Origin of the sequence: Streptomyces sp. NBC_01210, assembly GCF_036010325.1 — a bacterium.
Lineage (GTDB): Bacteria > Actinomycetota > Actinomycetes > Streptomycetales > Streptomycetaceae > Streptomyces.
Genome location: NZ_CP108549.1, coordinates 8,710,799 through 8,735,526 on the forward strand (window position 1 = coordinate 8,710,799; position 24,728 = coordinate 8,735,526).

Here is a 24,728-nt window from a genome sequence, read left to right on the forward strand (position 1 = left end):
GCCCTTTGATGATGTGGAGTACCTCCATGGCTCATCTGCGCTCCAGACGCCTGCGTGCCGCCCTCGCGGTACCGGCCGGACTGGCGCTGACCGCGTCGCTCGGCTTTCTGCCGGGCGTCGCCTCCGCCCAGGCCGCCGTGCAGGACACCCCTGCCACAGCGACCACGGACGGCCCCAAGCTCTCGTACGTGGTCAACACCAAGGCGAACCACGGCAAAATCAAGGCCGTTGAGAAGGCGATAGCCGAAGCCGGCGGCACCGTTGTCATCACCTATGAGAAGATCGGCGTCATCGTCGTCCACTCGGCGAACCCCGACTTCGCCAAGCAGATACGCACCGTCAAGGGCGTGCAGAGCGCGGGTGCCACGCGTACCGCCGCACTCGCCCCTGCGAGCACCACCGAGATGGGCGCCCCGGAGTACGTGGACAGCGCCAAGGCCCAGGCCCGTACGGCCGCCACCGATGGCACCGAGCCGCTCGAGGCCGACCAGTGGGACCTGCGCGCCATCGGCGCGGACAAGGCAGCCAAGGTCAACCCGGGCAGCAGGAACGTCACCGTCGCCGTGATCGACACGGGTGTGGACGACACCCACCCCGACCTCGCCGCGAACTTCTCCAAGCGTCAGTCCGCCAACTGCGTGGGCGGCGTTGCGGACACCAGCGAGGGTGCCTGGCGTCCGTACGACCCGGCGGAGGACTATCACGGCACGCACGTCGCCGGTGAGATAGCCGCCGCCCGCAACGGCATCGGCGTGGCCGGAGTTGCTCCGGGCGTCAAGGTCTCCTCGATCAAGGTGAGCGACCCGAAGACCAGTCTCTTCTTCCCGGAGAGTGTCGTCTGCGCGTTCGTCTTCGCCGCCGACCATGGCGTCGAGATCACCAACAACAGCTACTACATCGACCCGTGGCTCTACAACTGCCTCGACGACCCGGACCAGAAGGCCATCGTCGACGCGGTCAACCGGGCTTCGTTGTACGCACAGAGCAAGGGCACGCTGCACGTCGCGTCCGCGGGCAACTCCAACGACGACCTCGACTCCGACGCGATCGTCGATGAATCCAGCCCCGACGACACCACCCCGGCCCCGCGGACCGTAGACCCGCACAAGTGCTTCGACATCCCCACCCAGCTGCCGGGTGTCGTCACGGTCTCCGCGACCGGAGTGCAGAACCTGAAGTCGTACTACTCCAGCTACGGACTCGGCGTCGTCGACGTCGCGGCCCCGGGCGGCGACAAGTACCAGATCCCGGACACCCCGTCGAAGAACGGCCGGATCCTGGCCACCATGCCCAACAACGGGTACGCCTTCCTGCAGGGCACCTCGATGGCCGGCCCGCACGTGGCCGGTGTCGCGGCCCTCCTCAAGAGCACCCACCCGTGGGCCGGCCCGCAGGCTCTGCAGGCGCTGCTCAAGGCCCAGGCGGACAACCCCGGTTGCCCGACCGGACTGTACGACCCCGACGGCAACGGCATCGAAGACTCGACCTGCAAAGGCCACAGGCGGGTGAACGGCTTCTACGGCTACGGCATCGTCAACGCACTCGACGCCGTCACGAAGCACTGACACACCGCGCCCTGAGGTCTGCACCATCTGCAGGCCTCAGGGCGTCGGCCCGGTGCCGACCGCACCGAGCCGCTCTGTCCGCAGGGAACTGCGGGCCGCCTGCCCCCGTCCAGCTAGACCGACTTCGCCGCGACTCGGCCTCCACGGACCCTCAGGGGACAGGATTGGCGCCTTACGTTCTGCTTGCGCTTTACAGACGGCCCATGGACAGCTGCTGCTGATGCTGCGTCGTAGGGTGACGGTGTGACGACGAATGCGGGGACGAGCGGTGGGCGGCTGCTGTACGGGTGCATGGGGCTCGGCGGCAGTTGGGATACCGAACCCTACGGCGCGCCGGAGATTGCAGATGCCGAGGCAGCAATCGAGGCGGCGCTGGACTGCGGGATCAGCACGTTCGACCACGCCGACATCTACCGGCACGGGAAGGCTGAGGCAGTCTTCGGTGAGGTTCTCGCCCGCACCCCAGGACTGCGTGAGCGCATCGTCGTGCAGACCAAGTGCGGTATCCGCCTTGCAGACGGCGAGCGGCCCGGCATCTACGACCTCCTTGGGCAGAGCATCGCCCGGCGGGTCGAGGAGAGCCTGGCTCGTCTGCGTACTGACGTCATCGATGTGCTGCTACTGCACCGGCCGGATCCCTTGGCAGACCCGGACGAGATCGCCGAGGCACTGACATCGCTGCACCGGCAGGGCCTTGTGCGACGGTTCGGTGTGTCGAACATGGGCGCCGTGCAGATGGCCCCTCTCCAGGCGCGTCTCGACGTCCCGCTGGTCGCCAATCAGCTGGAGATGAGCCTGCAGCGGCGGGACTGGCTCGAAGCCGGTGTCCTCGTGAACACCCCGGAAGCCGCTGCAATCGGCTTCCCGTTCGGGACGGTCGAGTTCTGCCAGGCGAACGGCATTTCCCTGCAGGCATGGGGGGCACTCGCGCAGGGCCGTTTCACGGGTCGGCAGCAGACGCCGGACGAGTACGCGACCGCGCAGCTCATCACGTCATTGGCCGACAAGAAAGGCACGACGCCGGAGACGATTCTGCTGTGGTGGCTCCAGCGGCATCCGGCCGGGATCGTGCCGGTGATCGGAAGCGCGCGTCCTGAACGTATCCGCGCCTGCCGTGACGCCGCGCAGCAGGAACCGGACCTCACCCGAGAGGAGTGGTACGAACTCTGGCTCACTGCCCGCGGCGCTCCACTTCCCTGATCGGCTCAAGAGCGTCCCGCGCGGATGGCTCTCCGATCAGTACGAACCGGGAGTCACCCACCAGGTCGAACAGCGCCTCGTCGCTCGGCACCCCGTCCTCGACGGGTATCGCCTCGGCCCGTAGGACGGAACGTAGGGACCCCAACTCCCCACCCCTGTCAGGAGATCCAAGAAACCATGCCTAGCACTGCCACGCCGATGGCAGCCATCGTTCAACATCTGTCCAGGGGCGAGCGCACCCGGTAGCGCGACTGGACCGGATGCGACACCGCTGATCATCACGCACGGCTGGCCGGGTTCGATCGTGGAATTCGCCGAGATCGCCTGGCCGTTGACCGATCCCCGCGCCCACGGCGGTGATCCGTCCGATGCCTTCCATCTGGTGTTGCCGAGTATCCCCGGGCTACCGGCGGTATGGCGCCCAGGGCGGAGACTGGGGATCGGCGATCTCCCGCGAGCTCGGCCGCACCCACTCCGACCAGATCATCGGCGTCCACCTGAACCTGCTTCCGGGCGCGGCGGCGTCCTCCGAGCGCGACGAGGCGGAACTGGCCCCGCTGAGCCCGGCTGAGCGGGAGCGCACGCCGGCCTCCTGGGAACGCCAGCAGGCTTGGGACCGGGACGCCGGAGGCTACGCCGAGATTCAGTCCACAAAGCCGCAGACGCTTTCCTACGCGCTGACCGACTCCCCGGTCGGCCAGCTGGCCTGGATCGCGGAGAAGTTCACGGAGTGGACTGACCCGGACAGCACCGTCGACCGCGCCCAGCTGCTCACCAACGTGATGCTGTACTGGCTGACCGGAACTGCCGGCTCCGCAGCCCGCGTTTACTACGAGCGGGCACACGCCGATTACCGGGGCGCGATGTACCCGCCGTCCACCGCGCCGACCGCGCTTGCCGTTCTGCCGCAAGAGAACTTCATTCCGCTTCGGCACATCGCGGAGCGAACCAACAACATCGTGCGCTGGACGCCGTTCGATCGTGGCGGTCACTTCGCCGCGATGGAGGTACCGGACGACCTGGTCGCCGACATCCGCGCCTTTTTCCGCACTCTCCGGTAATCGGGACAGGTTCCAGCGACGGCATATGGGGCAGCGCCAGCGCGCACACCACGGTGTCGGGTCGGGCCCGCCTGGCTGGCGAACTGCTCCTCTCCACACGTGCGCACAGGTCATGCAGTATCAACGTCGGTGAGACGGCGTCAGCGCTGTCGGCTATGGTGCCGGGCACAAGTACCGGGGAGGGTGGGAGCAGCGATGGCGTCCGAGGGTCCGATCGACCTGATCAGTCTGGAGGGCGAGGGCACCAGCGTGATCGTACGGATCACCGGGAAGAAGTCCGCCCAGGACCCGCCCCGCACCCTCGCGCTGGTCGGAGAAATCATCGTCGACACCGCTTTCGTACGCGGAAGCATCGCGACGTGGATCTTCCCGGAGGACCTGACGGAGTGGCAGGGAGTCCTGGACGCGCTCGATGGCGGGGCCGACGTCGCGTGGCTTGAGGGCAAGCGCACGACCGAGATGCTCATCGAGCGCGATCCTGACGGTGAGCGGGCCCACGTCACCATCGCGGACCGCTCGATGTCGCTCACTACCGTGACGGTCACTGTCGTTCTTACCGACGCCTGGTTCGACGACGCCTATCACCGCCTGGACCAGGTTCTGCAGACCTGGCCGTCGGAAGACGCCTGAACCCGCATGCGCGCCCGTGAGTGGTATCGCCAGTCCAATCCAGCCCCGTTGGCTGCTACCACCCTGCTACCCTCGGTGGTATGAGCAGCGCGAAGAAGCAGACGCAGGTGCGACTCGAGCCCGGCGTGCTCGCCGCCGGAAAGGACGCCGCAGCCGCCCGCGGCCTCGATTTCAACCGGTATATCGAGCGTCTCATCGCCGAGGACACCTCCGGTGCCCGGGCGGCAGGCATGGCCGCCGCCCAGCGCCTCATCGACACTCACGGTGCCTTTCTCGACGACCTGGAAGCCGGCATGGACGCGCAGTACGCCACCGCCACCGACACCAGTCCGCGGGGCGCCGCTGCGTGACCATGTCCCTGCACGTCGATCTGTCCTGGGTCCTGGAGGTGGCCGAGCGTGCCGGCCACCGCGATCCCGCCCCTGACGACCTCGGCGTGCCCATCGGTGCGGTCGCCCGTCATCGCGCCGAGCTCCTGGAGCAACCCGTCTACGGCGGCCCCTTCGCGCGCGCCGCTGCTCTGGTCCACACGCTGGGCCGCTGCCGGTGGCTGGAGCGCTCCAACCTCACGGTCGCCTGCGCCGTCGCCGTCATGTACCTCGAGGCCAGTGGCATCCCCGTCGCTCCCACCCGAGAGGAGCTCACCGCCCTGGCTCGCGACCTGCACGACCCGCGCTGTACCGCCGGCCGCGTCGCCGAGCATCTGCGCACCTGGCGACCCTGAGCGCCTGTGACAAGCCCGGGAAGGGCCCGTGGGTGACGCAGGTGATCCCCTTCTGTCGGCGGTGACCGCCACCCCCGGAAGGCCCGAAATGTATCTGCGGGCCACGTGGCGCCGAGGTTTTCGAGCGCCCCCGGCCGCTTCACGGCGGACCGCTGGGTAGCGGTACCGGCATGGCGCGCCGCCGGGGCTGCGGTCGACGCGAGCCCGAGGTGATCCACGCGTACCGAGTCACGGGAAGTCGTTGCATAGATATGCACCTTATGTCATAGTTTTGCTATGTATAGCCCTCTACCCGAGGAGCACGACCTGATGACCACTGGAGCCCACCCCAACGCTCCTGCCCTCCGGGCGAACATCGCCCTGGCTCGCGACTGCGCCGAGTGCCGCGGCTGGGGGAGCGTGGTGAACGATGGCCGCTACGAGCTCTGCCCCGCCTGCCAGACTCTGGGTGCCTGACCGGCGATCCGGATGCCTGACCGACGAGCTGTCCTTCCCGGTCCGCCGATACGTGCCGGCGGACGCCGCAACCACGGCCCCCAAGCCGTACACGACCTCCTCGGCCCCGACGCCACCCGGCGCCCGGCTGGTTCCTGTCCACCGGACAGGCGGGGTCGTGAGCGGGGGCCGATCATGGGAGGAGGGGCGACGCCGACGGGAGGCGAAGTGTGGCCGGCTGGCACGTGAGGGACTTCGCTCCGGACGATCTGGAAGCGGTCGTCCGACTGGACGCCGAGGCGACCAGCCCCGAGCTGCCGCCGGTGTTCCGGCTCTCCGATGTCGTCGCTGCGCTCCAGGCACTTCATCCGACCGTCGTCGCCGTCGCCGACGGTCACCTCGTCGGAGTTGCCGTGAGTCGGCTGGAGGGTGACCGGGCCTGGGTCCTGCGGCTCAGTCTGCACCCCGCATGGCGGAATCTCGGACTGGGCTCCGCGCTGCTGTCCGCCTTGGAACACCGGCTGCAGGGCATGGGCTGCAGAACCCTCGGTGCGGTTCTTCCCGACCATGAGGCATCCGCCACCGCACTGCGCAATTCCGGCTTCAGGCCTCGTGAGGGTCTGATCTACTTCGAGAAGTCCCAAGGGGTGACGGCCCAGGACGTGGTGGTGCTGTCCTCTCTCGGAGCAGCCATGCCGGATACCGGGGCCTGGAACAAGCTGGCCGGAATGGCCGCGGAGAAGCGGCTCATCGAGCGTCGTCTGGTCCTGCCGCTGGCACATCCGGAACTCGCGTCCCAGCACGGCGTCGAACCGCCCCGGGCCGTGGTGCTGTTCGGCCCGCCCGGCACCGGAAAGAGCACCTTCGCCCGTGCGGTGGCCGGTCGTCTCGGGTGGCCCTTCGTCGAGCTCTTCCCGTCCCGGCTCGCGCTGGAGGAAGGTCTCGCCACGAGCCTGAGCCGCCGGTTCGACGAGCTGGCCCAGCTCGACCACGTCCTGGTCTTCATCGACGAGGTCGAGGAGGTGGCCGGCACACGAAGCAACGCCGACCCGGCAACCGTCGGCGTGGTCAACGAACTGCTCAAGTCCATCGTGCGGTTCCGGGACCGCGACAACAGACTGCTGATCTGCGCCACCAACAACGTAGCCGCCCTGGACCAGGCGTTCCTCCGGCACGGCCGCTTCGACTACGTACTCCCGGTCGGTCCACCCGACCAGGAGGCCAGGTGCGCCCTGTGGACCAGCTACCTCGCCAGGGCCGGAGCCGAGGCCGACATTCCGGTCCTTGCCGAGGCCAGTGAGGGGTTCACCCCCGCGGACATTGCGCAGGCCGCCCGTACGGTCGCCCAGACCCTGTTCGAACGTACGCTGGACACCGGGGACCGGGCCCATCCCAGCACCGATGACTATCTGAGGACCATCGGCAGTACGCGACCGACTGTCAGCGCAGACATGGCGCGGGAGTTCGCCGACCAGACCAACCGCTACGGACGCACCTGACCTGTATCGCTCACGGCCGGTGCGGACGAGTAATTGTGCAGCCCTGCGGATCAGCCGTGAGTGCGTCAGACGGAGCTGATTTCCGATGGCGGAGACCGGCTGGGACGGGACCTTGACCCTGCCGACGTTGACGGCAAAAGATCACCGGAGGGTCAGTTGTGGCCGAACTTCCGCTGCTGCTTATGGGAGACCGGCTCCGAGATCGGGCGCACCGTCTCATGCGCGGCCGATGGCTTCGCTTGCTCCTTCGCCTCCACGGTGGCGCTGCGCTCATGGCCGCCGGTGCGGGCGCCGCGGTTCTGCCGGCTCTGTTTCTTGCCCACGACGTGCCTCCTGTAGCGGATGTCGGACGATGGGCTGCTACAAGACTTGCATGCGAATACGAAGAGCGCATTTCGGGTATGCGTCGCAGCCGACCGCTGCCGGCGCCCCCGTTGTCGAGATCTTCGGCGGCTCCGAAAGGTAAAGTCCGGCACCAGTCCGACCAGCGCGCGTAATTCAGTTCACCAGAAGATGGGCGGCGGGCTAAGTATCTGCTTCTGAAGGGCAACGCCGCAGGTCAGTTGCCGCTTGAGGTACCCGGGACAGAAGTCGCCGTTAGGTGAATGCGTTGCGTTGACGGCAAGCCGAAACGGCGATCAACCCTGATATGGGATTCATTGCCGTTGGGCATCGAAATGTCAGCGGATTTGGAAATCGGGTGTCGATGGGTTGGTCATGAGCCGTTTCAGTAGGCGGCCTCAGCCGGCTCTCCAACCGGCCGCTCGGGCAGCACTTGCTCGCTGCATTCCGACGTCAGCCACTGTCGCCAGACGTGACGCGTATGGGGAACTTCGGGGCGATCGAGAAGCCAGAGAATGTAGCCGGCGTGGCGTCGCGCCCATGGATTTTCCGTGCGGGCGGCCGTGTTGAGCCTGCCGCGCAGGTCATCGCTGTCCACGGCCCGGGCAACGCGTACATACTCATGGTCCTTGCAGCGGTAGGGACGCTGTACGACGATCTCGATCAGGCCGGCGAGCTTGGCTCGGGTGGACTTGTCGTGGTGAGTGACAGCCAGGTCTCGGATCAGGCGCTCCTTCGTGCCCCATGCCTTGGCATGCTGTGTCCACTCACGCGGATATCTCGCCTCCCACTCCAGGTAGAGAAGTGCGTAAGGGAGGCCGGGCCACGCGGCGATGTCTGTGCCGGGCGGGCGGTTCCACAAAGCCCCGGGCAGCGAATGCCTCAGGGCCTCGTAGTAGTTTCCGGCGGCTCTTTTCCTGCCCAGGGGCAGCCTTCGTCGCCACGCCTCGTTCATCCGGTCGTGAGCGTCGGAGGTCTTCCTGTGACTGTTGGACAACTGGGTCAGCGCCGCCGCCCGCTCTCCCGGATCGTCCGCTACGAGACCGTATGCCCAACCAAGCCGCTCATCCCACCGTCCGGCTTCGTTGTCGAGACTCGCTCCCGATCCCGCACTCGCTTTCTCTGCCACGGTGGAGATCATCCCTGACTCAGGCCAAGGACCCAACTTCATTTCGGCCGCCCTCACCCCGCACACGCGGGGACGTCCCCCCACCAGGCGCTTCCCTCCCGCGCCGCTTCCCTGGCGGGGGAACGAAGCGGCTGGTGGGGGCGAGGGCTCAGACGGCGATGCTGTGACCTCCGCCTGTCCAGACGGCGCGGACGCCGGTGAGCCCGGTGACGGTGACCGGGGCCCTGCGGTCGGTGACGGTTCCGTCGCCGAGCTGGCCGAGCTCGTCGTTTCCCCAGGCGCGAACCCGGGTGACCCGGGGACGGTGACGGATGTGAGGCGTCGGTGGTGGTGCCGTCACCGACCGGGCCGTACTGGTTCCATCCCCCAGGCCTTGATGGTCCGCTGCGAGGCTGCGACATGGCCCGACTGCGGGTCGGCGACAGCCTGCGGGTGGGCGCCAGCCATGCCGTCGGGCCCAGCAGCAGGGCGGGCAGCAGGACCCGCCGTCCCGGCGGGCGCGGGGCCGGTATGCGCGGGACCGGCGGACTTGCCGCAGACACGCAGCCGTGGGGGCAGCAGCTTCCTCATGTGCGTTCCTCGCCAGGTAGGGCCCCGCCGCGCCGCCTCCCACGACACCTGGGTGAACCGATCACCTGCCATGAGTGACGGCCTCGTGCCCTCGGTCCCTGGACACGCCGGACGCCCCGCACAATGCGCCCAACGGGTCGCCGGCCCGGCGTCACCCACCGGGCCGCACGACCCGGCGGCTGCTTGGCCGACAGGACGATCAGCGGCGTAACTCCTTCGTATTTCAAGTACGCCGGCCTGTCAGGAAGCAGGAGTGGCTGCAGTCGCGCTCGACTCGCCCCGCGTCCCAGTCACCCGCCGAGTGTCGGCAGTCGATGACCGCTTCGTTCTGCGCAGGGTCAGTGCCGCCAGGGCCTCCGGAGCACCGGCCTGACCCCGGACTCCTGGGAAGGCGTTGATGTCCACAATCAGCGGGGCGCCATCGCCCGTGTCGATGACGTCCACGCCGTAGACGTCGAGTTCGAAAACCTCGCCGACCCGGCGCGCGAAGGCGGGCCAGCCGGGCGGCAGATCACCGAGGGCGAGCGGGCGTGCGGAGACCCGCCCTGCGGATGAGAGTTCGGAACGGCGCAGGGCGGCGAAGAGCTGGTCTCCGACCACCCACAGTTTGTGGTCCCAGCCGCTGTTCGGTGCGAACTCCTGGACCACGACCGGCTCCTGTGGGTATGCGGCGGCGAGCTCCCGCAGTTGTCCGTCGTTGTCGATGCGGGCCACCAGGTCGTGTTTTCGGCTGTGGCGGCTCTTGACCACGACCGGGCCGGGGAGCCGTGGGCCGGACGCCAGTTGAGCGAGCGCGGTGAAGGTGCGGGTAGCGGCGAACGGAAAGCCGGCCCGCCGGGCCTGTTCCGCCATCGTCGTACGGTCCTGGCACAGTGCGGTCGCCGCAGCCGAGTTCACCACGGGGGCGCCCCGCTGCTCCAGGTCGCGGGCGAGGGCCAGGGCACGTGGCGTACGCGACTTCAGCAGGTAGACGTCGGCGAGCGGCTCGAGGACGTCGACCACCGTTTTCGGGTCCAGCGTCTCCACTCGATGCTCGGGGGTGAGCAGGGCGGCGGTGGCGGCCAGCAGCGGATGGTCGGGCTCGGGCGTGATCAGACCAATCCTCATGCGCTCTCACCCGCCGCCGCAGGAACCTGCACCGGAGTCGGGACCTGCGCAGGGTGCGGGCGCGGTGTCAACGACGACCCGGCGACCTCGCTGTGCTGTTCCGGCGGACGGGGGGAGGGCAGCGTGGCCGCGCCGGACGCTTGGCCTGTGCGAGCCAGCCCGAGCACGGCTCGTGCCACCCGGGCCGCCGCGTCCGGGACCTGACGGAAACTCGGGAAATCGTTCACATCGACGACCACAGGACCGTCGGGTCCCAGCAGCACGTCCACGCCGTACAGATCGAGGCCGTAGACCGCCCCGACCTGGGCGACTATCCCGGCCACCTCGGCCGACAGCGGGACGCGGCGTTCTCGCACCGAGCGGTCCGGGTGGAGCGGGGAGCAGCGCTCGGTCGCGTACAGCTCGCCGCCGACGCAGTACACCTTGACGTCGATGCCCGGGTTGGTCACATACGGCTGGGCTATGAGCATGCCCTCCCTCGCCAGTTCGGGGACCATTGCGGCGAGTCGATCCGGTGACGACACCAGGTACACGGCCCGCCCCGAGCTTCCGTCGGCGGGCTTGACCACCAGCGGGTACTCAGACGCCGGGATTTCCGCCAGCAGCTCGGGCCGCGCCGCCGCGTAGGTCTGTGGCAGGGGAAGCCCGCGGCTGCGACCGATCGCCGCGGCCAGTGCCTTGTCCCGTACACCTCGTATCGACCGGGCGTCGTTGACTGTCGTCATCCCGGCCGCGGCGGCGGCTTCGAGCAAGGTGAGCCCTGGGCCGCCGGAGACGGTCTTGAGAACCCAGGCGTCATGGGTGCCCGCCTGCACCGTCTCGGTCATGCGCAGCAGGGAACCGCCCGGCCGCAGCACGTCCACCCGGTGCCCCCAAGATGTCAGTTGACGGATCACCTCAATCGGCATGCCGTCGTGACGGTAGTGCTCCTCCACCAGGAAGCAGAGCCTCATCGACCTTCCCCGTAACCCCCGGACGTCCGCCGATCCAGTCCCGGCGAGTTGTGATGTCACAGGATGTCATGAACGCCGTGCGGTGATCTCCCCGGCGCCAGGCTGATCTTCCTGCGCCCAACGGATGGCCGGACTGCCGTCGTCGCGCATCAGGTGCCAGGGGGAGACGGGCCTCGGCCCCGCCGCGCCCGCGCGGGCGCGGCGGGGCCGACCAGCGTTCAGGGCGTCACGGGTTCGGTACCGCCGGTCAGGGACCGGTCGAGGAGCAGCGGGTCATAGGCGTGCTCCCAGTGCTCGACGATCCTGCCGCCTTTGAAGCGCCACAGTCCGCAGAAGGGCATCGCGATGTCCCGGCGGTCGCGATGTGCTCGCAGTGTTCCGAGCACCGCCCCGAATTCGTCGTTGGCCGTGATGTGCTCCACGTCCATGACCAGGGTGTGGCCCGTCAGGCGGATGAGGTCACGTTCATGCGCCAGGACGGCTTCCTTGCCGTGAACCTTCGACGGCCGGCCGACGATCCCTCGCTGCGCGGTGTGCAGCACCACGTCGTCATCGACGTAGTCGGCGATGCGGGCGAGGTCCGCGTACAAGGAGCGCAGAACGGTGGCATTGGGGTGCACGTATGAAGTGTCCATGAGTCCTCCGTCGTCGCGTGGTTGACGCTCAGCGCACCGGCACGGGGGCGATGCCGGCGGACCGGCTGCGGTCGACCTCGTAGGTGATGGTGTTCCAGTCGTCGTCGCTCAGCCGGATGTCGGCCGCGCGCATGTTCTCTTCCAGGTGGGTGAGGGAAGCGGTGCCCGGGATCAGCAGGGTGGCCGGTGAGCAGTGCAGCAGCCAGGCCAGGGCGAGCTGCGAGGCCGTCACGCCGTACCGCGCGGCGATCGGGGTGAGCAGACCGTCAGGCCCGACGAGCTCTCCGTGCCCCATGGGAAACCAGGGGATGAAGGCGATACGGTGCTCCTCCGCGTAGCGCAGGGCGTCTTCGCCGACGCGGTCGGCGACGTTGTAGCGGTTCTCCACTGCGACGAGAGCCGCGGTCTTGCGGGCCTGTTCGAGTTGCTCCACGGTGACTCCGGGCTGTCCGGAGATACCGATGTGGCGGATCTTGCCCTGCTCCTGGAGCCTGACCAGTTCGCCGAGCTGGTCGGCCAGAGGCACGGCGGGATCGATGCTGTGCAGCTGGTACAGGTCGATGCGCTCCACGCCGAGGTTGCGCAAACTCATCTCGACCTGCTGGCGGAGGTATTCCGGACGGCCCAGGGGGACGATGTACAGCTCGCCCTCGTCCGGCCAGTCGTCCGGCCCGGAGCGCAGCATGCCGCCCTTCGTACAGATCACCAGTTCGCCGGGGTAGGGATGCAGAGCTTCACGGATGATGCGTTCGTTGTCGCCGGGCCCATAGGCGTCGGCGGTGTCGATGAAGGTGACACCTAGGTCCACGGCGCGGCGGAGCACGGCGATGGCGTTGTCGGGGTCCTCCGGCGGTCCCCACATGCCGGGGCCGGTGAGGTGCATTGCGCCGAAGCCGAGGCGGTTGATTATCAGGTCGCCTCCGATGGTCAGCTGCTTGTTGTTCTCCGGGGGTGCTCCTGGCGTCATGTGGGGGTCCTTCCGGGCCGGACAGCGCAATGGGCAGGGTGGGCGTACCACTGGTGGTCCACATGCCGAGGCAGATGCCGGCGGTGCCGCCGGTCCCCGGCGATCGGACGGCGCCCGTAGTCGGCGCCTGCGCCCGTCCAGTGGCGGTATGGAGCGCACAGGACGGCTGCGGAGGTCGAACGAATCCACCGTCTACTTCAACCGACCGGCTGGCCGATGACCAGCCGCAATGCTCCGAACGGGTGACCCTCGCGTCGGATGCGAATCGGTGCCGCGGTCGGCATGCACGCTCCACCCGTCTGGCGTAGCGTTGTGGGTCGTTGGCCAACCGCGTGGCGGATGCGGATCCAGTCGTATGGCGAGCGCGCTGCTCGCGACGGTCGACCTGTCTGCGCCGTCTCAGGATTGTCGGCCTCAACGCCGCCGCAAGCACTGGGCGCTCTTCGCCCTCCGCGCGCATCAAGCCGCGCGCGTGTCACCTGATGAATGACCCCAAATCCGGCCAGGGCTGTGCCGTATGGAACATCAGACGCTGGGAGGATATCCATGGCGGTTCTGTGCAAACCGGCAGTAACGGTACCCGACAACGTCATCACCAACGAGGAAACCCTCGAACTGGCAACGCGATTGCATGCAGCCCATCCGCAACTCCCTCTGATCCTCAGTCTGATCGAGCACACTGGGGTACAGAAGCGACATCTGATCCAGCCGATAGAAAAGGTGCTGCAACACCCGGGGTTCGATGCCCGCAGCGCCGTCTACGAGGCGGAATCCAAAGCCCGAGTGCCCGCCGTGGTGCGCCAGGCGCTCGATCACGCGGAACTCGAGCCGCAGGAGATCGATCTGATCGTCTATGTCTCCTGCACAGGCTTCATGATGCCGTCGCTGACCGCATGGCTCATCAACACGATGGGTTTTCGCCCGGAAACACGGCAGATGCCCATCGCACAACTCGGATGCGCCGGAGGCGGTGCGGCCGTCAACCGTGCCCACGACTTCTGCATGGCGTACCCCGACGCCAATGTGCTCGTCGTCGCCTGCGAGTTCTGCTCGCTGTGCTACCAGCCCAGCGACCTGGGCGTGGGATCGCTGCTGTCCAATGGCCTGTTCGGCGACGGGATCGCAGCCGCAGCGGTCCGAGGCAACGGTGGCATCGGGATCCGACTGGAATTCAACGGCTCGTACCTCATCCCTCACACCGAGGACTGGATCTCCTACGCGGTCCGGCCGACGGGGTTCCACTTCCAGCTCGACAAACGCGTGCCCGGGACCATGGAGCCGCTCGCCCCGGCGCTGCGTGCCGTTGCCGAACAGCACCAGTGGAACGCCTCCAAGCTGGACTTCTACGTCATCCACGCGGGCGGTCCGCGGATCCTGGACGACCTGAGCCGCTTCCTCGACGTACGCCCCGAAGCGTTCCGCTTCAGTCGCGCCACGCTCACCGAGTACGGCAACATCGCCAGCGCCGTGGTGCTCGATGCCCTGGCCCGCATGTTCGACGAGGGATCAGCCCTTGAGGGGCAAAAAGGTCTGCTGGCCGGTTTCGGGCCCGGCATCACTGCCGAGATGAGTCTCGGCACCTGGTCCGGCTAGGGTCCGCCTTCGAGGTGATATTGCAGGTGAGACCATCTGCTGGTGCGTCGACATGAACTGACCGATGAAGTGGCCGCATCATCGTTGGGCTCGGTGAGAAGGTGACAGTGACGCGGTCACAAGATCCGCCATGGCTGCGGCCATGCGCTGGTGAAAGCGCCACAGGAAGGGGTCACGGGGGCTGGGTGCACCGAAGAATCCCTGCGGTGTCACCCGGCGGGCGTGCTCGCCTCCCTTCCGCCATTCTGCGAGGTCATCGGGGCTCAGGCCCGTCGGCTTCAGTCCGGCCATGGCGTCGTAGTCGACGAGTTCGGGGAACCAGCGCATCATCAGGGCGCTTTCGATCTCTTCGGCGTGAACGCCGAGTTCGCCCGTCAGTTCCAGGCCCTCAAACAGCGGCTGCATGGCGAAGGAGGCCAGTGCGGGGGTCGGCGAGCAGCCGAGCCGGTCGGCGATAAAGTCGGGTTCCAGCAGCACGACCCCGGCGCGTCCTTGCTCGTGCTGGCGCTGCACCACGTCCAGCAGCATCTGGTTGTGTGCGATGTCCCCCTGATGATTGATCACGAAGATCCGGTCGAACCCGTCCGTGGCCAGGGAGTCCAGGATGTCGGTGTGGAGAGCTACGGCGGTCTCGGGGCGGGTGCGGAATGTTCCGGCGAACGCCGACGACACCTGGTTGATCCCCCAGAAGACCGGCGGGGCGATCAGAGCCTCCACCCCGCGCTGCTCCAGCTCTGCCATCACGAGTCGGCAGAGTTGGTAGGCACCGTAGGCATCGGTGCCCAGTGGCAGGTGAGGGCCGTGCTGTTCGATGACCCCGGTGGGCAGTAGAACGCATGCTCCCCGCTCGGCTGCCGCCTCTACCTCTGGGTACGTCAGGTCAGCGATCGTCCGAGCGAAAATCGAGTACCCGTCGTTCATGAAGCTCCCCCTTGACTGGCTTTGCGTCGAGTGGCGTTCACCTGCCGGGCCATCCTTTCGGGGAGAGAGTGCTGCGCGCGAACGAGAGCCCCGCCAGGCTTCTGACGAGCATGTTGTAGAAAGATCACAAATGGCACCTGGCCCGCATACCGCCCCGACGTCATCAGCTCCGCTGCGGTGAACTTCACTGGTTCTCACCGCAGTTCGCTCGCTCTTCGCAACTCCTGGATCAGACACAGCTCAGCGCACTGGCGGAGTTCGCCCGGCCCTTGCCGGTCCGGACCGGTGAATTAATGTCTGCCCGATGAGCGACTGTCAGGTGACATTGCGGCCCATAGCCGAGCCCGATCTCCCGCTGCTCGAACGGTTCCTGACCGAACCGGAGGCGGCCGGGCCGTTTCAGTGGCACGGCTGGTCCGACCCGGGAGTCTGGCGGCGCCGCTGGGCGGAGAACGGCCTGCTCGGCGAGGACGGTAGCCAGCTTCTGGTGGTGGCCGGCGCCGAACGGCACGGCTTCGTTGCCTGGCGGAAGATGGTGGCCTCCCGCACCTCCTACTACTGGAACATCGGCGCCCAATTACTGCCCGACTCCCGGGGTCGCGGCATCGGCACCCAAGCCCAACGGGCCCTGTCCCACTACCTGTTTACGTACACCCAGGTGGTCAGGCTTGAGGCGGACACCGAGGCGGAGAACATCGGTGAGCAGCGCGCGCTGGAGAAGTGTGGCTTCACTCGGGAGGGCGTGCTGCGCAGCGTCGTGTTCCGGGCCGGACGCTGGCGGGACGGGGTTCGCTACAGCATGCTGCGCGACGACGTCGCCCTGGATGACGCCGTCAACAGCTCAGCACCATGACGGCACTCCCAAAGGGCGGGGCGGCCGAGTCGGCCGACAGCACCGGGTCGTCCCCCCGGAGACTTGCACGGCCACGACGCATCTCCGGGAGGGCGTCGTCACCCGGGTCGATGGCATCAGGTCGTCAGCCCGCGCGGCGGCGCGACGCGGAATTGCATAAGCAGCTTAATAAGTCAGTGATACATTCGGGTTCATGGCAGGACCCCGCAACCCGGACTTCGACGCCGACGAACTCGCCTCGGCCATAGAGGAGTTCACCCGCAGCAACATCCGGCTCCCGGTCGGCGACAAGCACAGCTTCACCACGCTGTCCGTCCTGCACACCCTGACCCGCAAAGGCCCCATGCGGCTGACCGCGCTGACAGCGACCGAGCAGATCACCCAGCCGGCCGTCACCCAGCTCGTCACCCGCCTGGAACGCGAGGGACTGGTCGAACGCCATCCCGACCCGGACGACCGCCGCGCCGTCCTGGTCCGGGTGACGGACGCCGGCGCGCGGGTCATCCACGGCCGTCGTCAGGAACGGGTCCGCCGCTTCTCCCAACTGGCCGATCAACTCACCCCCGAGGAACGGCACTCCATCACCGCCGCCCTTCCCGCGCTGACCCGCATGGCCGCGCTCATGGACAGCGGGCTCTGACACCCGGCGCGCCGCTCCTCCCGCACAGGAAGGAATCCACCGTGGCAGACGCACCGCGCATGCCGCTGGACCCCACGCCCGTCCACGTGCCCGACGCCGTTCTGGACGACCTCAGGAGGCGACTGGAGCTCACCCGCTGGCCCGACGACGCCGGAAACAGCGACTGGTTCTACGGCGTCGGCCGCGCCTACCTCCAGGAACTGGCCGAGTACTGGCTCCACCACTACGACTGGCGCAAGGCCGAAGCCGCCATCAACGCCTACCAGCACTACCAGGTGCGTGTGAACGGCGTACCGGTCCACTTCATGCGCAAACCCGGAGTCGGCCCCGCCCCGATCCCGCTCATCCTCACCCACGGCTGGCCCTGGACCTTCTGGCACTGGTCCAAGGTCATCGACCCCCTCGCCGACCCCGCCGCCTTCGGCGGCGACCCGGCCGACGCCTTCGACGTCATCGTCCCCTCCTTGCCCGGCTTCGGCTTCTCCACCCCGCTGCCCGATCACCCGGACATGAACTTCTGGAAGGTCGCCGACATCTGGCACACCCTCATGACCGACACCCTCGGCCACACCCGGTACGCCGCCGGCGGCTGCGACATCGGCGCCCTGGTCACCGGCCAACTCGGCCACAAATACGCGGACGAGCTCCACGGCATCCACATCGGCTCCGGTCTGAAGCTCACCTTCTTCAACGGCGACCGCGCCTGGGACCTCAGCGGAGGCCGGCCCATCCCCGACGGACTGCCCGACGACATCCACGCCCGGATCATCGCCTTCGACCGCCGCTTCGCCGTCCACCTGGCCGCCCACGTCCTCGACTCCAGCACGCTCTCGTACGGCCTGAGCGACTCTCCCGTCGGCCTGCTCGCCTGGATCCTGGAACGCTGGGTCAACTGGAGCGACAACCACGGCGACATCGAGACCGTCTTCACCAAGGACGACCTCCTCACCCACGCCACGATCTTCTGGGCCAACAACGCCATCGGCACCTCGATGCGCTACTACGCCAACGCCAACCGCTACCCCTGGACCCCCGCGCACCCCCGTACCCCCGCCGTCGAAGCCCCCACCGGCATCACCTTCGTCGGCTACGAGAACCCGCCCGGCGTCACCACCGCACAGCAGCGCGTTGACAACTGGCTCGCCGGCGACCGCGCCGACTGGTACAACCACGTCAATCTCACCGCCCACGACGAAGGCGGCCACTTCATTCCCTGGGAAGTCCCCGGCGCCTGGATCGACGACGTGCGCCGAACGTTCCGGAGCCGCCGCTGAGGCACGAAAATCCGGTGCACGGGCTCATCCTGGCTTACTACACTCGCCTCGTGCGCTGCTCGACATCGCAGCGCGCGATTCGACGAGTGAGGGGAGCCGACCGTGCGTTACCGCACCTCTGTCGTCGTTCCCCGTTCACGGTACGACGTGATCCTGATGTCTATGTGTGCCCAGTGCCGGCTGCGCGGCCGCCACTGGACGTCCGTGACGAACGCCTGATCCCTGCCTGCCCGGTGAGCCGACTGGCCGAGTACGTCCCGATGCCGTCGTGCTGCACCAGCGGATGATGCTGGATCAGGGGATGCTGCCGGCTTGACCCCAGGCCGTTTCGTCCGGGAATCGCGCTGCCCTGATCTCGATCATCCTGAAAGGCCTTGGGCCGTGCGTACCGACCTGCATACCACCAGTCCGCTGACCGGCGTCCGAAATCTGGGCATCCTCGCCCACGTTGATGCCGGCAAGACCACCATCACCGAACGGATCCTGTACGTCACTGGCGCCACCCACAAGCGGGGCGAGGTCCATGACGGCACGACCGTCACCGACTTCGACTCACAGGAGCGCGACCGTGGGATCACCATCTTCGCCGCGGCGGTGAGCTGCGTCTGGGACGGTCACCGGATCAATCTGATCGACACACCGGGCCACGTCGACTTCTCCGACGAGGTGGAGCGCTCGCTGCGAGTGCTTGATGGCGCGATCGCGGTGTTCGATGCTGTCGCGGGAGTCGAAGCGCAGAGCGAGTCGGTGTGGCGGCAGGCCGACCGTCACGGAGTGCCTCGGATCGCATTCGTCAACAAGCTGGACCGCGCCGGTGCCGACCTCGACACGGCGGTCGAGTCGATCCGGGAACAGTTGCATACGGTCCCGCTGGTGGTCCAGCTGCCGATCGGGCAGGAGGACGGGTTCACTGGGGTGGTGGATCTGCTGCGTATGCGCTCGCTGGTCTGGGGCGCCGGCCGCGACCCGTTCGAGGAGGGCCCGGTACCTGACGCCCTGCGGGAGGAGGCGCACCGTCGCCGCCGACTGCTCGAGGAGGCCGTGGCGGAACTCCACCCGATTGCATTGGAGGAGTTCTGCACGGAGTCGACGGTCTGCGCACAGACTCTGGCCGCAGCACTGCGCGACCTGACCCGTAGTGGTGAAGGCGTGGTGGTGTTGTGCGGATCGGCATACCGCAACTGCGGGATCGAGCCGCTGCTGGAGGCTGTCGGGGCGTACCTCCCGTCGCCTCTGGACGTGCCGGCGGTACGCGGCACCCTGGACGGCACGGTGCAGGAGAGAGCCTGCGACCCGGCGGCGCCGTTCGCCGCATTGGTCTTCAAGGTGAATTCGACTGCCACGGGGCGCCTGACCTACCTGCGCGTGTATTCGGGAACGATCCAGAAGGGAGACGCAGTGCTCGACGTAGGCGCGCGCCGCACCGAGCGGGTCGGCCGGATCCTGCGGGTGCAGGCCGATCGGCACGCGGAGGTGGACAGGGCGGTGGCCGGGGACATCGTCGCCGTGATCGGGCTGAAGGCCGCCCGTGCGGGGGCCACCCTGTGCACAGCCGCGGCGCCGTTGGTCTTCGAACCGCCCACGGTGGCCGATCCGGTCGTCTCTGTTGCGGTCGAGACTCGCAGGAGCCTCGATACCGGCCGGTTGGCGTCGGCGTTGGCACGGCTGGTCGAGGAGGATCTTTCACTGGCGGTCCGGACCGACCCCGAGACCGGCCAGACGGTGTTGTCGGGGATGGGCGAGCTGCATCTGGAGGTCGCGGTGGAGAAGATCCGCCGCGCCCAGGGGCTGGATGTGGGCGTCGGGCGGCCGCAGGTGGCCTACCGTGAGACGGTCGCCCGTGGGGTGTCCGGGCTGGTGTACCGGCACGTCAAGCAGGACGGAGGCGCCGGCCAGTTCGCACACGTCGTCCTCGACGTGGAGGCCCTTCAGGCTGCGGCCGGCGACGCCGGTGACAACGACGGCGGCAGCGCAGGGGACTTCGTGTTCCGGTCGACCGTCACTGGTGGACGGGTGCCGCAGGAGTACATCCGCGCGGTGGAGGCCGGTTGCCGGGACGCCCTGGCCGAGGGCCCCCTCGGCGGCCACCCGGTGACCGGACTGCGGGTCACACTGACCGACGGCGCCACGCATTCCAAGGACTCCTCGGAGATGGCGTTCCGGACAGCAGGTCGGCTCGCACTTCGGGAAGCCCTGCGCGCCAGTGTGATGGAGCTGCTGGAACCGGTGGTTGAGGTCACGGCCACCGTGCCCGAAGACGCCGTGGGTGGGGTGCTCGGCGACCTGGCGGCACGACGCGGCCGGGTCTCGGGCCAGGCCGCGCGGGCCGGCACAACGGTGATCACCGCGACCGTGCCGCTGGCCGAGTTGTTCGGCTACGCATCCCGGCTGCGCAGCCGGACCCAGGGCCGGGGAACCTTCACCACCCGGACCACCGGCTACGCGCCTGTGCCGGCCGCGGTGTCCAACGGGATGCTGTCCCGGTAGATCCCCATGATGGCCCCGCCCGCACCCGGGCGGGGCCATCCGGCCGGCGTCCGCGGGCGCGTTGATGGGCGTGACGATGCTGGTGTGACGCGGGGCGGTTGCATTGATCCGGCATTGTCACCGATGTGTCACAGACGATCAATGGCCGAAACCTGACGTCGGCGGGCGCTGTCTGCAGTGTCGAGTGCCGGCGAGAGGCCGGTACCTGTCCACTTCTCAATCGGGGGCGTCATGAAGTACGGAAACAGCATCCGCAGAGCCGGGATGGCGATGGTCGCGGCGTCGGCGGCCACACTGCTGGTGACAGGGTGCCAGCCTGGTGGCGGCGATGCAGCGGAGTCCGGGTCGCCGACGGCGGGAGGCTCTTCGGGGGCGCCGGACTCTGCTGCCTCAAAGCCGGCCGAGGGGGGCACATCGGCGCTGCCGGCGGCGAGCGCTTCTCCCTCGACGCCGGGTTCGGGGACCGGATCGGCGGGCGACGAGGCCCGAACCTGTCCGGGGACGGGGCTGAAGGCGATCGCGTATCAGGCCGCTGTTCGCCCTGAGGGCACGGGCATCGGAGCGGCGGTCGTCGAGTTCGCCAACACCTCTGGGCGCGCGTGCACTCTGCAGGGCCACCCGACGGTGGCGGGAGCGGGCAATGGTTCCCCGCAGAAAAACGCTCCGCTGACGGTGACGCGCACGGGATCGGCGTCTCCGGTGCGGCTGGCGCCCGGCGGCAAGGCATGGGTGAAACTGACCTTCGTCCAGGTCCAGGGCGAGGCGGACGGCTACTGCAAGTCCGGCTCCGAGCCCGTTGTGTACCCGACGCTGGTGGTCGGCCTGCCGGGGTCGGGGGCACACCAAGTCGCCCTGGATGACGGGCTTTTCGCCGAGTGCGACAACAAGGTGACCGTCACCGCCGTGACAGCGGTGAAGCCTTCCTGAGGCCTGTGTTCACAACGTGCCCGCCTTCGGAATGGTGAGTGCCCGAGAGCCCGGTCAAGGGCGCCTTCGGCGTCGCGACGACGCGGCTCCCAGGGCGCTCGACCGGGCCGGGACGACGCGACATGCTGACCGAACCACGGGGCCCGCAACATGCGTATCGCGGGACACCCGGGGGAGTGTGACGAGGTGCCTCGCCCTGCCGGGCGACGGTGCCGCAGATTGTCTACGGCACGTAGGCCAGCGCGTACGTACCAATTCCGCCGGCGACGCAGAGCAAAGCGGCGCCGGGGTGCCAGGCGATCCCGGTCAGGTCGCTGGCAACACGCAGGGCGCAGTGGCGGCGACCGGTGGGCACCTGCCACAGCCGCACCGTTTGATCGCGGCCGATTGTTGCGAGCAGCGTGCCGTCCGGGGAGAACGCGCAATTCTCCACCCAACTGGAATGGCCGTTCATCACCGCCTGTTCGGTGCCGTCGGCGACTCGCCACAGCCGCACCGTGCGGTCGTCGCTGGTGGTGGCGAGCAGCGTGCCGTCCGGGGAGAAAGCACAGTCGTTCACATGGTCGGTGTGGCCGCTCAGCACCGTGTGTTCGGTGCCGTCGGCGACTCGCCACAGCCGTGCCGTGCGGTCGTGGCCGGCGGTGGCGAGCAGCGTGCCGTCCGGGGAGAAGACACAGCCGGTTACCCCGTCGGCGTGGCCGGTGAGGACCGCCTGTGCGGTGCCGTCGGCGATCTGCCAGAGCCGCACCGTGCGGTCATTACTGGCGGTGGCGAGCAGAGTGCCGTCGGGAGAGAACGCGCAGCCACGCACCCAGCCGGTGTGGCCGGTCAGGATCGCTTGTTCGGTGCCATCGGTGGTGTGCCAGAGCCGCACCGTGCGGTCGTTGCTGGTGGTGGCGAGCAGGGTGCCGTCGGGGGAGAACGCGCAGCTGTGCACTCGGCTGGTGTGGCCGCTCAGCACCGTGTGTTCGGTGCCGTCGGCGGTGTGCCACAGTCGTGCCGTGCCGTCGCCGCCTGTGGTGGCGAGCAGCGTGCCGTCGGGAGAGAAGGCACATCTGTACACCCGGGCGTGGCCGGCCAGCACGGCCACGGCGGCACCGCTCGTCACCTGCCACAGTCGTCCAGTCTGATCGTTGCTGGTGGTGGCGATCAGTGTCCCGTCGGGAGAGAACGTACAGCCACGAACCCAAGCGGTGTGGCCGGTCAGGATCGCTTGTTCGGTGCCGTTGGTGGTGTGCCACAGTCTTACCGTGCCGTCCCCGCCTGTGGTGGCGAGCAGGGTGCCGTCGGGGGAGAACGCGCAGTCCCACACTCCGCCGGTGTGGCCGGTGAGTACGGTTTGCTCCCTGCCATGCGGGACCTGCCACAGCCGCACCGTGTCGTCGTTGCCGGCGGTGGCGAGCAGTGTGCCGTCGGGGGAGAACGCACAGCTGGTCACCCCGCCGACATGTCCGGCTGGGCGTGGCTGGGCCGGGTCGGTCTGATCAGGCAGGGGCCATGCGGGTTCCAGCCGGGGTCGGGGCAGCGTGTCCTGATAGCGGTGCAGGGACGTTTCGAGTTGAGGTAGACCGTGGAGCCGGCTGGCCAGCGTCGCACCCAGCGCCTCAGGTGGATCGATCGGGCCGAGCAGGCAAGCGGCGCGTTCGAGTACGCGCCGCAGCATGTCGGTGGCGGGGGTGTCCACCAGCGCAAGGTCGGCGGTGACTCCCACCACCGAGCCGAGCCTACGGGTCTTGGCCTCCACCCACCGCAGGTCACCAACGAGTGCAGTCAGCTCTTCTCCCTCGCCGGCTGAGGCCAGATGCTGCGGCAGATGGCGCCACAGGTAGTCGGCGTCGGCAGGCAGGGTCCACCACGGCCGTGGCCGGCTGCCATCCCGGTGGGCCAGTAGCCCGGAAGCGGCGGTGATCAGCCGCCGGTGCACCTCCGCCCGGTCCTCGGCGCTGAAGCGGGTGCGCAGGAAGGCACGGATGACATCGTGAAGTACCAGGCGAGGCCCGGGCGCATCCAGCCGGTAGTCGGCGACCAGCCCCAGCCCGGTCAGTTCCTCACACAGGCGGTCGATGCGGACACTGGGCCAGAGCAGCTCGAGCACCTCCAAGGGGATGGCAACGTCTTCGGGGAAGATGGCCAGATAGAGGTAGCGGTGCCGGTCTTCCGGCGCCAACAGCGCCAGGCTGGCCTCGACCGTGGTGGCCACAGCCCGGCTGCGCACGGCCGGTCGGGCCGGGTCGAACGCGGTCGGCCCGTCAGCGGCCAGGGTGCGCAGGATCTGCTCGGCCGCCTCCTGCGCCGATTGCCCTCGATCCATGCGTCGACGCAGTACGCCGTTGAGCAGATTGAGCAACACCGGCCACCGCCCGGCCGCCTGAGCCAGCCGCTGCGCTGTCTCTGCGGGCAGCCCGGTGACTCCGTCGGCGAGCAGCAGCTGGGCCTGGTCGACGGACATGGCGTCCACCGCGATGTGCGGGCCGCCGGGAGGCAGCAGGTCGGGGATGCGGGTGGTGATCAGCCGGGTGCAGCATCGCCCGCCGAATCGGAACGGCCGCAGTTGCGCCTCCTGCCACACATCGTCGATGACCAGCAGTACCGGCTGCCTGCGCTCGTCGAGCAGGCGGCCCAACTCGGCACCAGCCGCGTCCGGATCGGAGAGTACTGGCCGCCGGCCGCTCAGTGCCCAGGCCAGATCGTTGGCTCGCTCGGCCAGGTCCGCGCCGTGGATCTCCTGGCCCAGAGTCACCCACAGCAGACCGCCCGGATAGCGTTCCGCGATCTCGGGGCGGTGGCACACCCAAGCCGCCAGGGTCGTCTTGCCGAACCCTCCCGCCCCCCGAAGCCCGGTGGTCATGCCGACCTCGCTCGGTTCCGGTGCCGTCAGCTCGGCCACCAGTCGACCAGCCAGCTCGGGTCGCTCGATCATCCGGTCCAGCGGGGGAGCCATCCACGGTTGCTCATGGTTTCCCTCCGCACGTCCACGTCTGTGGCCGACGCCGCGGCCACCACCAGGACCGCGTTGAGGCGCCGCATGCGGCTCCTGGCTCGCACGCCATGCCTCGAACCCGACCCACACCGCGACCCACACCAGCAGACCGGCACCAACAGACCAGGTCCACTGCGACGTGGCCACGTTGGCCAGTACCCCCGAGCCGAAGCCGAGCAGCGTCGATGCCGCGGCCGCCGTGCCCTGCGTGGACAACCCCCGCTGCACCCGCACCA

General features: G+C 68.4%; 24 protein-coding genes and 1 pseudogene. 14 read left to right on the forward strand and 11 right to left on the reverse strand.

The genetic code is table 11. From position 1 onward, the window contains the following. The first annotated feature begins 26 nt into the window (after positions 1 to 26). Together OG735_RS39280 and OG735_RS39285 are read left to right on the forward strand one after the other, a co-directional pair. A complete protein-coding gene (locus OG735_RS39280; RefSeq protein ID WP_327327917.1) occupies positions 27 to 1,565 on the forward strand; it encodes a S8 family peptidase in 1,539 nt (512 codons plus the stop codon). Between the two features lie 243 nt (positions 1,566 to 1,808). Further along, complete coding sequence (locus OG735_RS39285) at positions 1,809 to 2,765, forward strand: aldo/keto reductase (protein ID WP_327327918.1); 957 nt, start codon at positions 1,809 to 1,811, stop codon at positions 2,763 to 2,765. On the opposite strand, the gene OG735_RS39290 is transcribed toward OG735_RS39285, so the two are convergent. After that, positions 2,737 to 2,910 (reverse strand): hypothetical protein, encoded by a 174-nt coding sequence (locus OG735_RS39290; RefSeq protein ID WP_327327919.1) that lies wholly within the window; start codon positions 2,908 to 2,910, stop codon positions 2,737 to 2,739. The two genes, OG735_RS39285 and OG735_RS39290, sit on opposite strands and share 29 nt — an antisense overlap. Before the next feature lie 111 nt (positions 2,911 to 3,021). Between OG735_RS39290 and OG735_RS39295 the strand changes: the two are divergent. The 6 genes and pseudogenes from OG735_RS39295 to OG735_RS39320 all read left to right on the forward strand — a co-directional run. Next, positions 3,022 to 3,826, forward strand: a pseudogene (locus tag OG735_RS39295) (epoxide hydrolase); the annotation flags it as partial. A gap of 195 nt (positions 3,827 to 4,021) precedes the next feature. Further along, positions 4,022 to 4,456: a DUF5959 family protein gene (locus tag OG735_RS39300; RefSeq protein ID WP_327327920.1), complete on the forward strand. Its 435-nt coding sequence runs from the start codon at positions 4,022 to 4,024 to the stop codon at positions 4,454 to 4,456. Positions 4,457 to 4,536: 80 nt separating this feature from the next. Beyond that, positions 4,537 to 4,806 carry a hypothetical protein gene (locus OG735_RS39305; RefSeq protein WP_327327921.1) on the forward strand — a complete coding sequence of 90 codons (270 nt, stop codon included), beginning with the start codon at positions 4,537 to 4,539 and terminating at the stop codon, positions 4,804 to 4,806. 2 nt (positions 4,807 to 4,808) lie between these two features. Then, positions 4,809 to 5,180 (forward strand): fic family toxin-antitoxin system, toxin component, encoded by a 372-nt coding sequence (locus tag OG735_RS39310; RefSeq protein WP_327328612.1) that lies wholly within the window; start codon positions 4,809 to 4,811, stop codon positions 5,178 to 5,180. Positions 5,181 to 5,489: 309 nt separating this feature from the next. Continuing rightward, entirely contained in the window at positions 5,490 to 5,636 is a 147-nt protein-coding gene (locus OG735_RS39315; protein ID WP_327327922.1) for a hypothetical protein, read from the forward strand. A gap of 209 nt (positions 5,637 to 5,845) precedes the next feature. Next, positions 5,846 to 7,114, forward strand: a complete 1,269-nt coding sequence (locus OG735_RS39320) for an ATP-binding protein (RefSeq protein ID WP_327327923.1) — start codon at positions 5,846 to 5,848, stop codon at positions 7,112 to 7,114. A 152-nt stretch (positions 7,115 to 7,266) separates the two neighbouring features. Here OG735_RS39320 and OG735_RS39325 read toward each other — a convergent pair whose 3' ends face one another. From OG735_RS39325 to OG735_RS39360, 8 genes are all read right to left on the reverse strand, one after another. After that, the gene (locus tag OG735_RS39325) at positions 7,267 to 7,437 is read right to left on the reverse strand and encodes a hypothetical protein (RefSeq protein ID WP_327327924.1); all 171 of its coding nucleotides are present in this window, start codon (positions 7,435 to 7,437) and stop codon (positions 7,267 to 7,269) included. A gap of 404 nt (positions 7,438 to 7,841) precedes the next feature. Continuing rightward, the gene (locus tag OG735_RS39330) at positions 7,842 to 8,597 is read right to left on the reverse strand and encodes a hypothetical protein (protein WP_327327925.1); all 756 of its coding nucleotides are present in this window, start codon (positions 8,595 to 8,597) and stop codon (positions 7,842 to 7,844) included. Between the two features lie 136 nt (positions 8,598 to 8,733). Then, positions 8,734 to 8,925: an RCC1 domain-containing protein gene (locus OG735_RS39335; RefSeq protein WP_327327926.1), complete on the reverse strand. Its 192-nt coding sequence runs from the start codon at positions 8,923 to 8,925 to the stop codon at positions 8,734 to 8,736. Further along, entirely contained in the window at positions 8,922 to 9,155 is a 234-nt protein-coding gene (locus OG735_RS39340) for a hypothetical protein (RefSeq protein WP_327327927.1), read from the reverse strand. The genes OG735_RS39335 and OG735_RS39340 overlap by 4 nt, the downstream gene beginning before the upstream one ends. Positions 9,156 to 9,395: 240 nt before the next feature. After that, a complete protein-coding gene (locus OG735_RS39345; RefSeq protein WP_327327928.1) occupies positions 9,396 to 10,262 on the reverse strand; it encodes an ATP-grasp domain-containing protein in 867 nt (288 codons plus the stop codon). Further along, the gene (locus tag OG735_RS39350) at positions 10,259 to 11,215 is read right to left on the reverse strand and encodes an ATP-grasp domain-containing protein (protein WP_327327929.1); all 957 of its coding nucleotides are present in this window, start codon (positions 11,213 to 11,215) and stop codon (positions 10,259 to 10,261) included. Before OG735_RS39350 ends, OG735_RS39345 begins: the two co-directional genes overlap by 4 nt. A 218-nt stretch (positions 11,216 to 11,433) precedes the next feature. Next, positions 11,434 to 11,850 carry a nuclear transport factor 2 family protein gene (locus tag OG735_RS39355; protein WP_327327930.1) on the reverse strand — a complete coding sequence of 139 codons (417 nt, stop codon included), beginning with the start codon at positions 11,848 to 11,850 and terminating at the stop codon, positions 11,434 to 11,436. A 28-nt stretch (positions 11,851 to 11,878) separates the two neighbouring features. Next, positions 11,879 to 12,817, reverse strand: coding sequence for an aldo/keto reductase (locus tag OG735_RS39360; RefSeq protein WP_327327931.1), 939 nt, complete (start codon positions 12,815 to 12,817; stop codon positions 11,879 to 11,881). Positions 12,818 to 13,363: 546 nt separating this feature from the next. On the opposite strand from OG735_RS39360, the gene OG735_RS39365 reads away from it, so the two are divergent. Then, positions 13,364 to 14,410, forward strand: coding sequence for a type III polyketide synthase (locus OG735_RS39365; RefSeq protein WP_327328613.1), 1,047 nt, complete (start codon positions 13,364 to 13,366; stop codon positions 14,408 to 14,410). Positions 14,411 to 14,488: 78 nt separating this feature from the next. Here the strand turns inward: OG735_RS39365 and OG735_RS39370 are convergent, their stop codons facing one another. Beyond that, the gene (locus OG735_RS39370; RefSeq protein WP_327327932.1) at positions 14,489 to 15,331 is read right to left on the reverse strand and encodes a creatininase family protein; all 843 of its coding nucleotides are present in this window, start codon (positions 15,329 to 15,331) and stop codon (positions 14,489 to 14,491) included. A 304-nt stretch (positions 15,332 to 15,635) separates the two neighbouring features. On the opposite strand from OG735_RS39370, the gene OG735_RS39375 reads away from it, so the two are divergent. The 5 genes from OG735_RS39375 (at position 15,636) to OG735_RS39395 (ending at position 21,512) form a co-directional block, all read left to right on the forward strand. Further along, positions 15,636 to 16,184, forward strand: coding sequence for a GNAT family N-acetyltransferase (locus OG735_RS39375; protein ID WP_327327933.1), 549 nt, complete (start codon positions 15,636 to 15,638; stop codon positions 16,182 to 16,184). Positions 16,185 to 16,377: 193 nt separating this feature from the next. After that, the gene (locus OG735_RS39380) at positions 16,378 to 16,824 is read left to right on the forward strand and encodes a MarR family winged helix-turn-helix transcriptional regulator (protein ID WP_327327934.1); all 447 of its coding nucleotides are present in this window, start codon (positions 16,378 to 16,380) and stop codon (positions 16,822 to 16,824) included. 59 nt (positions 16,825 to 16,883) lie between these two features. Then, entirely contained in the window at positions 16,884 to 18,098 is a 1,215-nt protein-coding gene (locus OG735_RS39385; RefSeq protein WP_327328614.1) for an epoxide hydrolase family protein, read from the forward strand. 381 nt (positions 18,099 to 18,479) lie between these two features. Beyond that, complete coding sequence (gene fusA, locus OG735_RS39390; RefSeq protein ID WP_327327935.1) at positions 18,480 to 20,585, forward strand: elongation factor G; 2,106 nt, start codon at positions 18,480 to 18,482, stop codon at positions 20,583 to 20,585. Positions 20,586 to 20,816: 231 nt separating this feature from the next. Continuing rightward, positions 20,817 to 21,512: a DUF4232 domain-containing protein gene (locus tag OG735_RS39395; RefSeq protein WP_327327936.1), complete on the forward strand. Its 696-nt coding sequence runs from the start codon at positions 20,817 to 20,819 to the stop codon at positions 21,510 to 21,512. 223 nt (positions 21,513 to 21,735) lie between these two features. Here the strand turns inward: OG735_RS39395 and OG735_RS39400 are convergent, their stop codons facing one another. Beyond that, positions 21,736 to 24,726, reverse strand: coding sequence for an NB-ARC domain-containing protein (locus tag OG735_RS39400; RefSeq protein WP_327327937.1), 2,991 nt, complete (start codon positions 24,724 to 24,726; stop codon positions 21,736 to 21,738). Positions 24,727 to 24,728: the final 2 nt, after the last annotated feature.

Excerpts from the sequence above, each read along its gene's own strand:
- OG735_RS39280 (WP_327327917.1), top strand. The coding sequence starts at position 27 with ATGGCTCATCTGCGCTCCAGACGCCTGCGTGCCGCCCTCGCGGTACCG.
- OG735_RS39300 (WP_327327920.1), top strand. The coding sequence starts at position 4,022 with ATGGCGTCCGAGGGTCCGATCGACCTGATCAGTCTGGAGGGCGAGGGC.
- OG735_RS39305 (WP_327327921.1), top strand. The coding sequence starts at position 4,537 with ATGAGCAGCGCGAAGAAGCAGACGCAGGTGCGACTCGAGCCCGGCGTG.
- OG735_RS39310 (WP_327328612.1), top strand. The coding sequence starts at position 4,809 with ATGTCCCTGCACGTCGATCTGTCCTGGGTCCTGGAGGTGGCCGAGCGT.
- OG735_RS39315 (WP_327327922.1), top strand. The coding sequence starts at position 5,490 with ATGACCACTGGAGCCCACCCCAACGCTCCTGCCCTCCGGGCGAACATC.
- OG735_RS39330 (WP_327327925.1), bottom strand. The coding sequence starts at position 8,597 with ATGATCTCCACCGTGGCAGAGAAAGCGAGTGCGGGATCGGGAGCGAGT.
- OG735_RS39340 (WP_327327927.1), bottom strand. The coding sequence starts at position 9,155 with ATGAGGAAGCTGCTGCCCCCACGGCTGCGTGTCTGCGGCAAGTCCGCC.
- OG735_RS39345 (WP_327327928.1), bottom strand. The coding sequence starts at position 10,262 with ATGAGGATTGGTCTGATCACGCCCGAGCCCGACCATCCGCTGCTGGCC.
- OG735_RS39350 (WP_327327929.1), bottom strand. The coding sequence starts at position 11,215 with ATGAGGCTCTGCTTCCTGGTGGAGGAGCACTACCGTCACGACGGCATG.
- OG735_RS39355 (WP_327327930.1), bottom strand. The coding sequence starts at position 11,850 with ATGGACACTTCATACGTGCACCCCAATGCCACCGTTCTGCGCTCCTTG.
- OG735_RS39360 (WP_327327931.1), bottom strand. The coding sequence starts at position 12,817 with ATGACGCCAGGAGCACCCCCGGAGAACAACAAGCAGCTGACCATCGGA.
- OG735_RS39365 (WP_327328613.1), top strand. The coding sequence starts at position 13,364 with ATGGCGGTTCTGTGCAAACCGGCAGTAACGGTACCCGACAACGTCATC.
- OG735_RS39370 (WP_327327932.1), bottom strand. The coding sequence starts at position 15,331 with ATGAACGACGGGTACTCGATTTTCGCTCGGACGATCGCTGACCTGACG.
- OG735_RS39375 (WP_327327933.1), top strand. The coding sequence starts at position 15,636 with ATGAGCGACTGTCAGGTGACATTGCGGCCCATAGCCGAGCCCGATCTC.
- OG735_RS39380 (WP_327327934.1), top strand. The coding sequence starts at position 16,378 with ATGGCAGGACCCCGCAACCCGGACTTCGACGCCGACGAACTCGCCTCG.
- OG735_RS39385 (WP_327328614.1), top strand. The coding sequence starts at position 16,884 with ATGCCGCTGGACCCCACGCCCGTCCACGTGCCCGACGCCGTTCTGGAC.
- OG735_RS39395 (WP_327327936.1), top strand. The coding sequence starts at position 20,817 with ATGAAGTACGGAAACAGCATCCGCAGAGCCGGGATGGCGATGGTCGCG.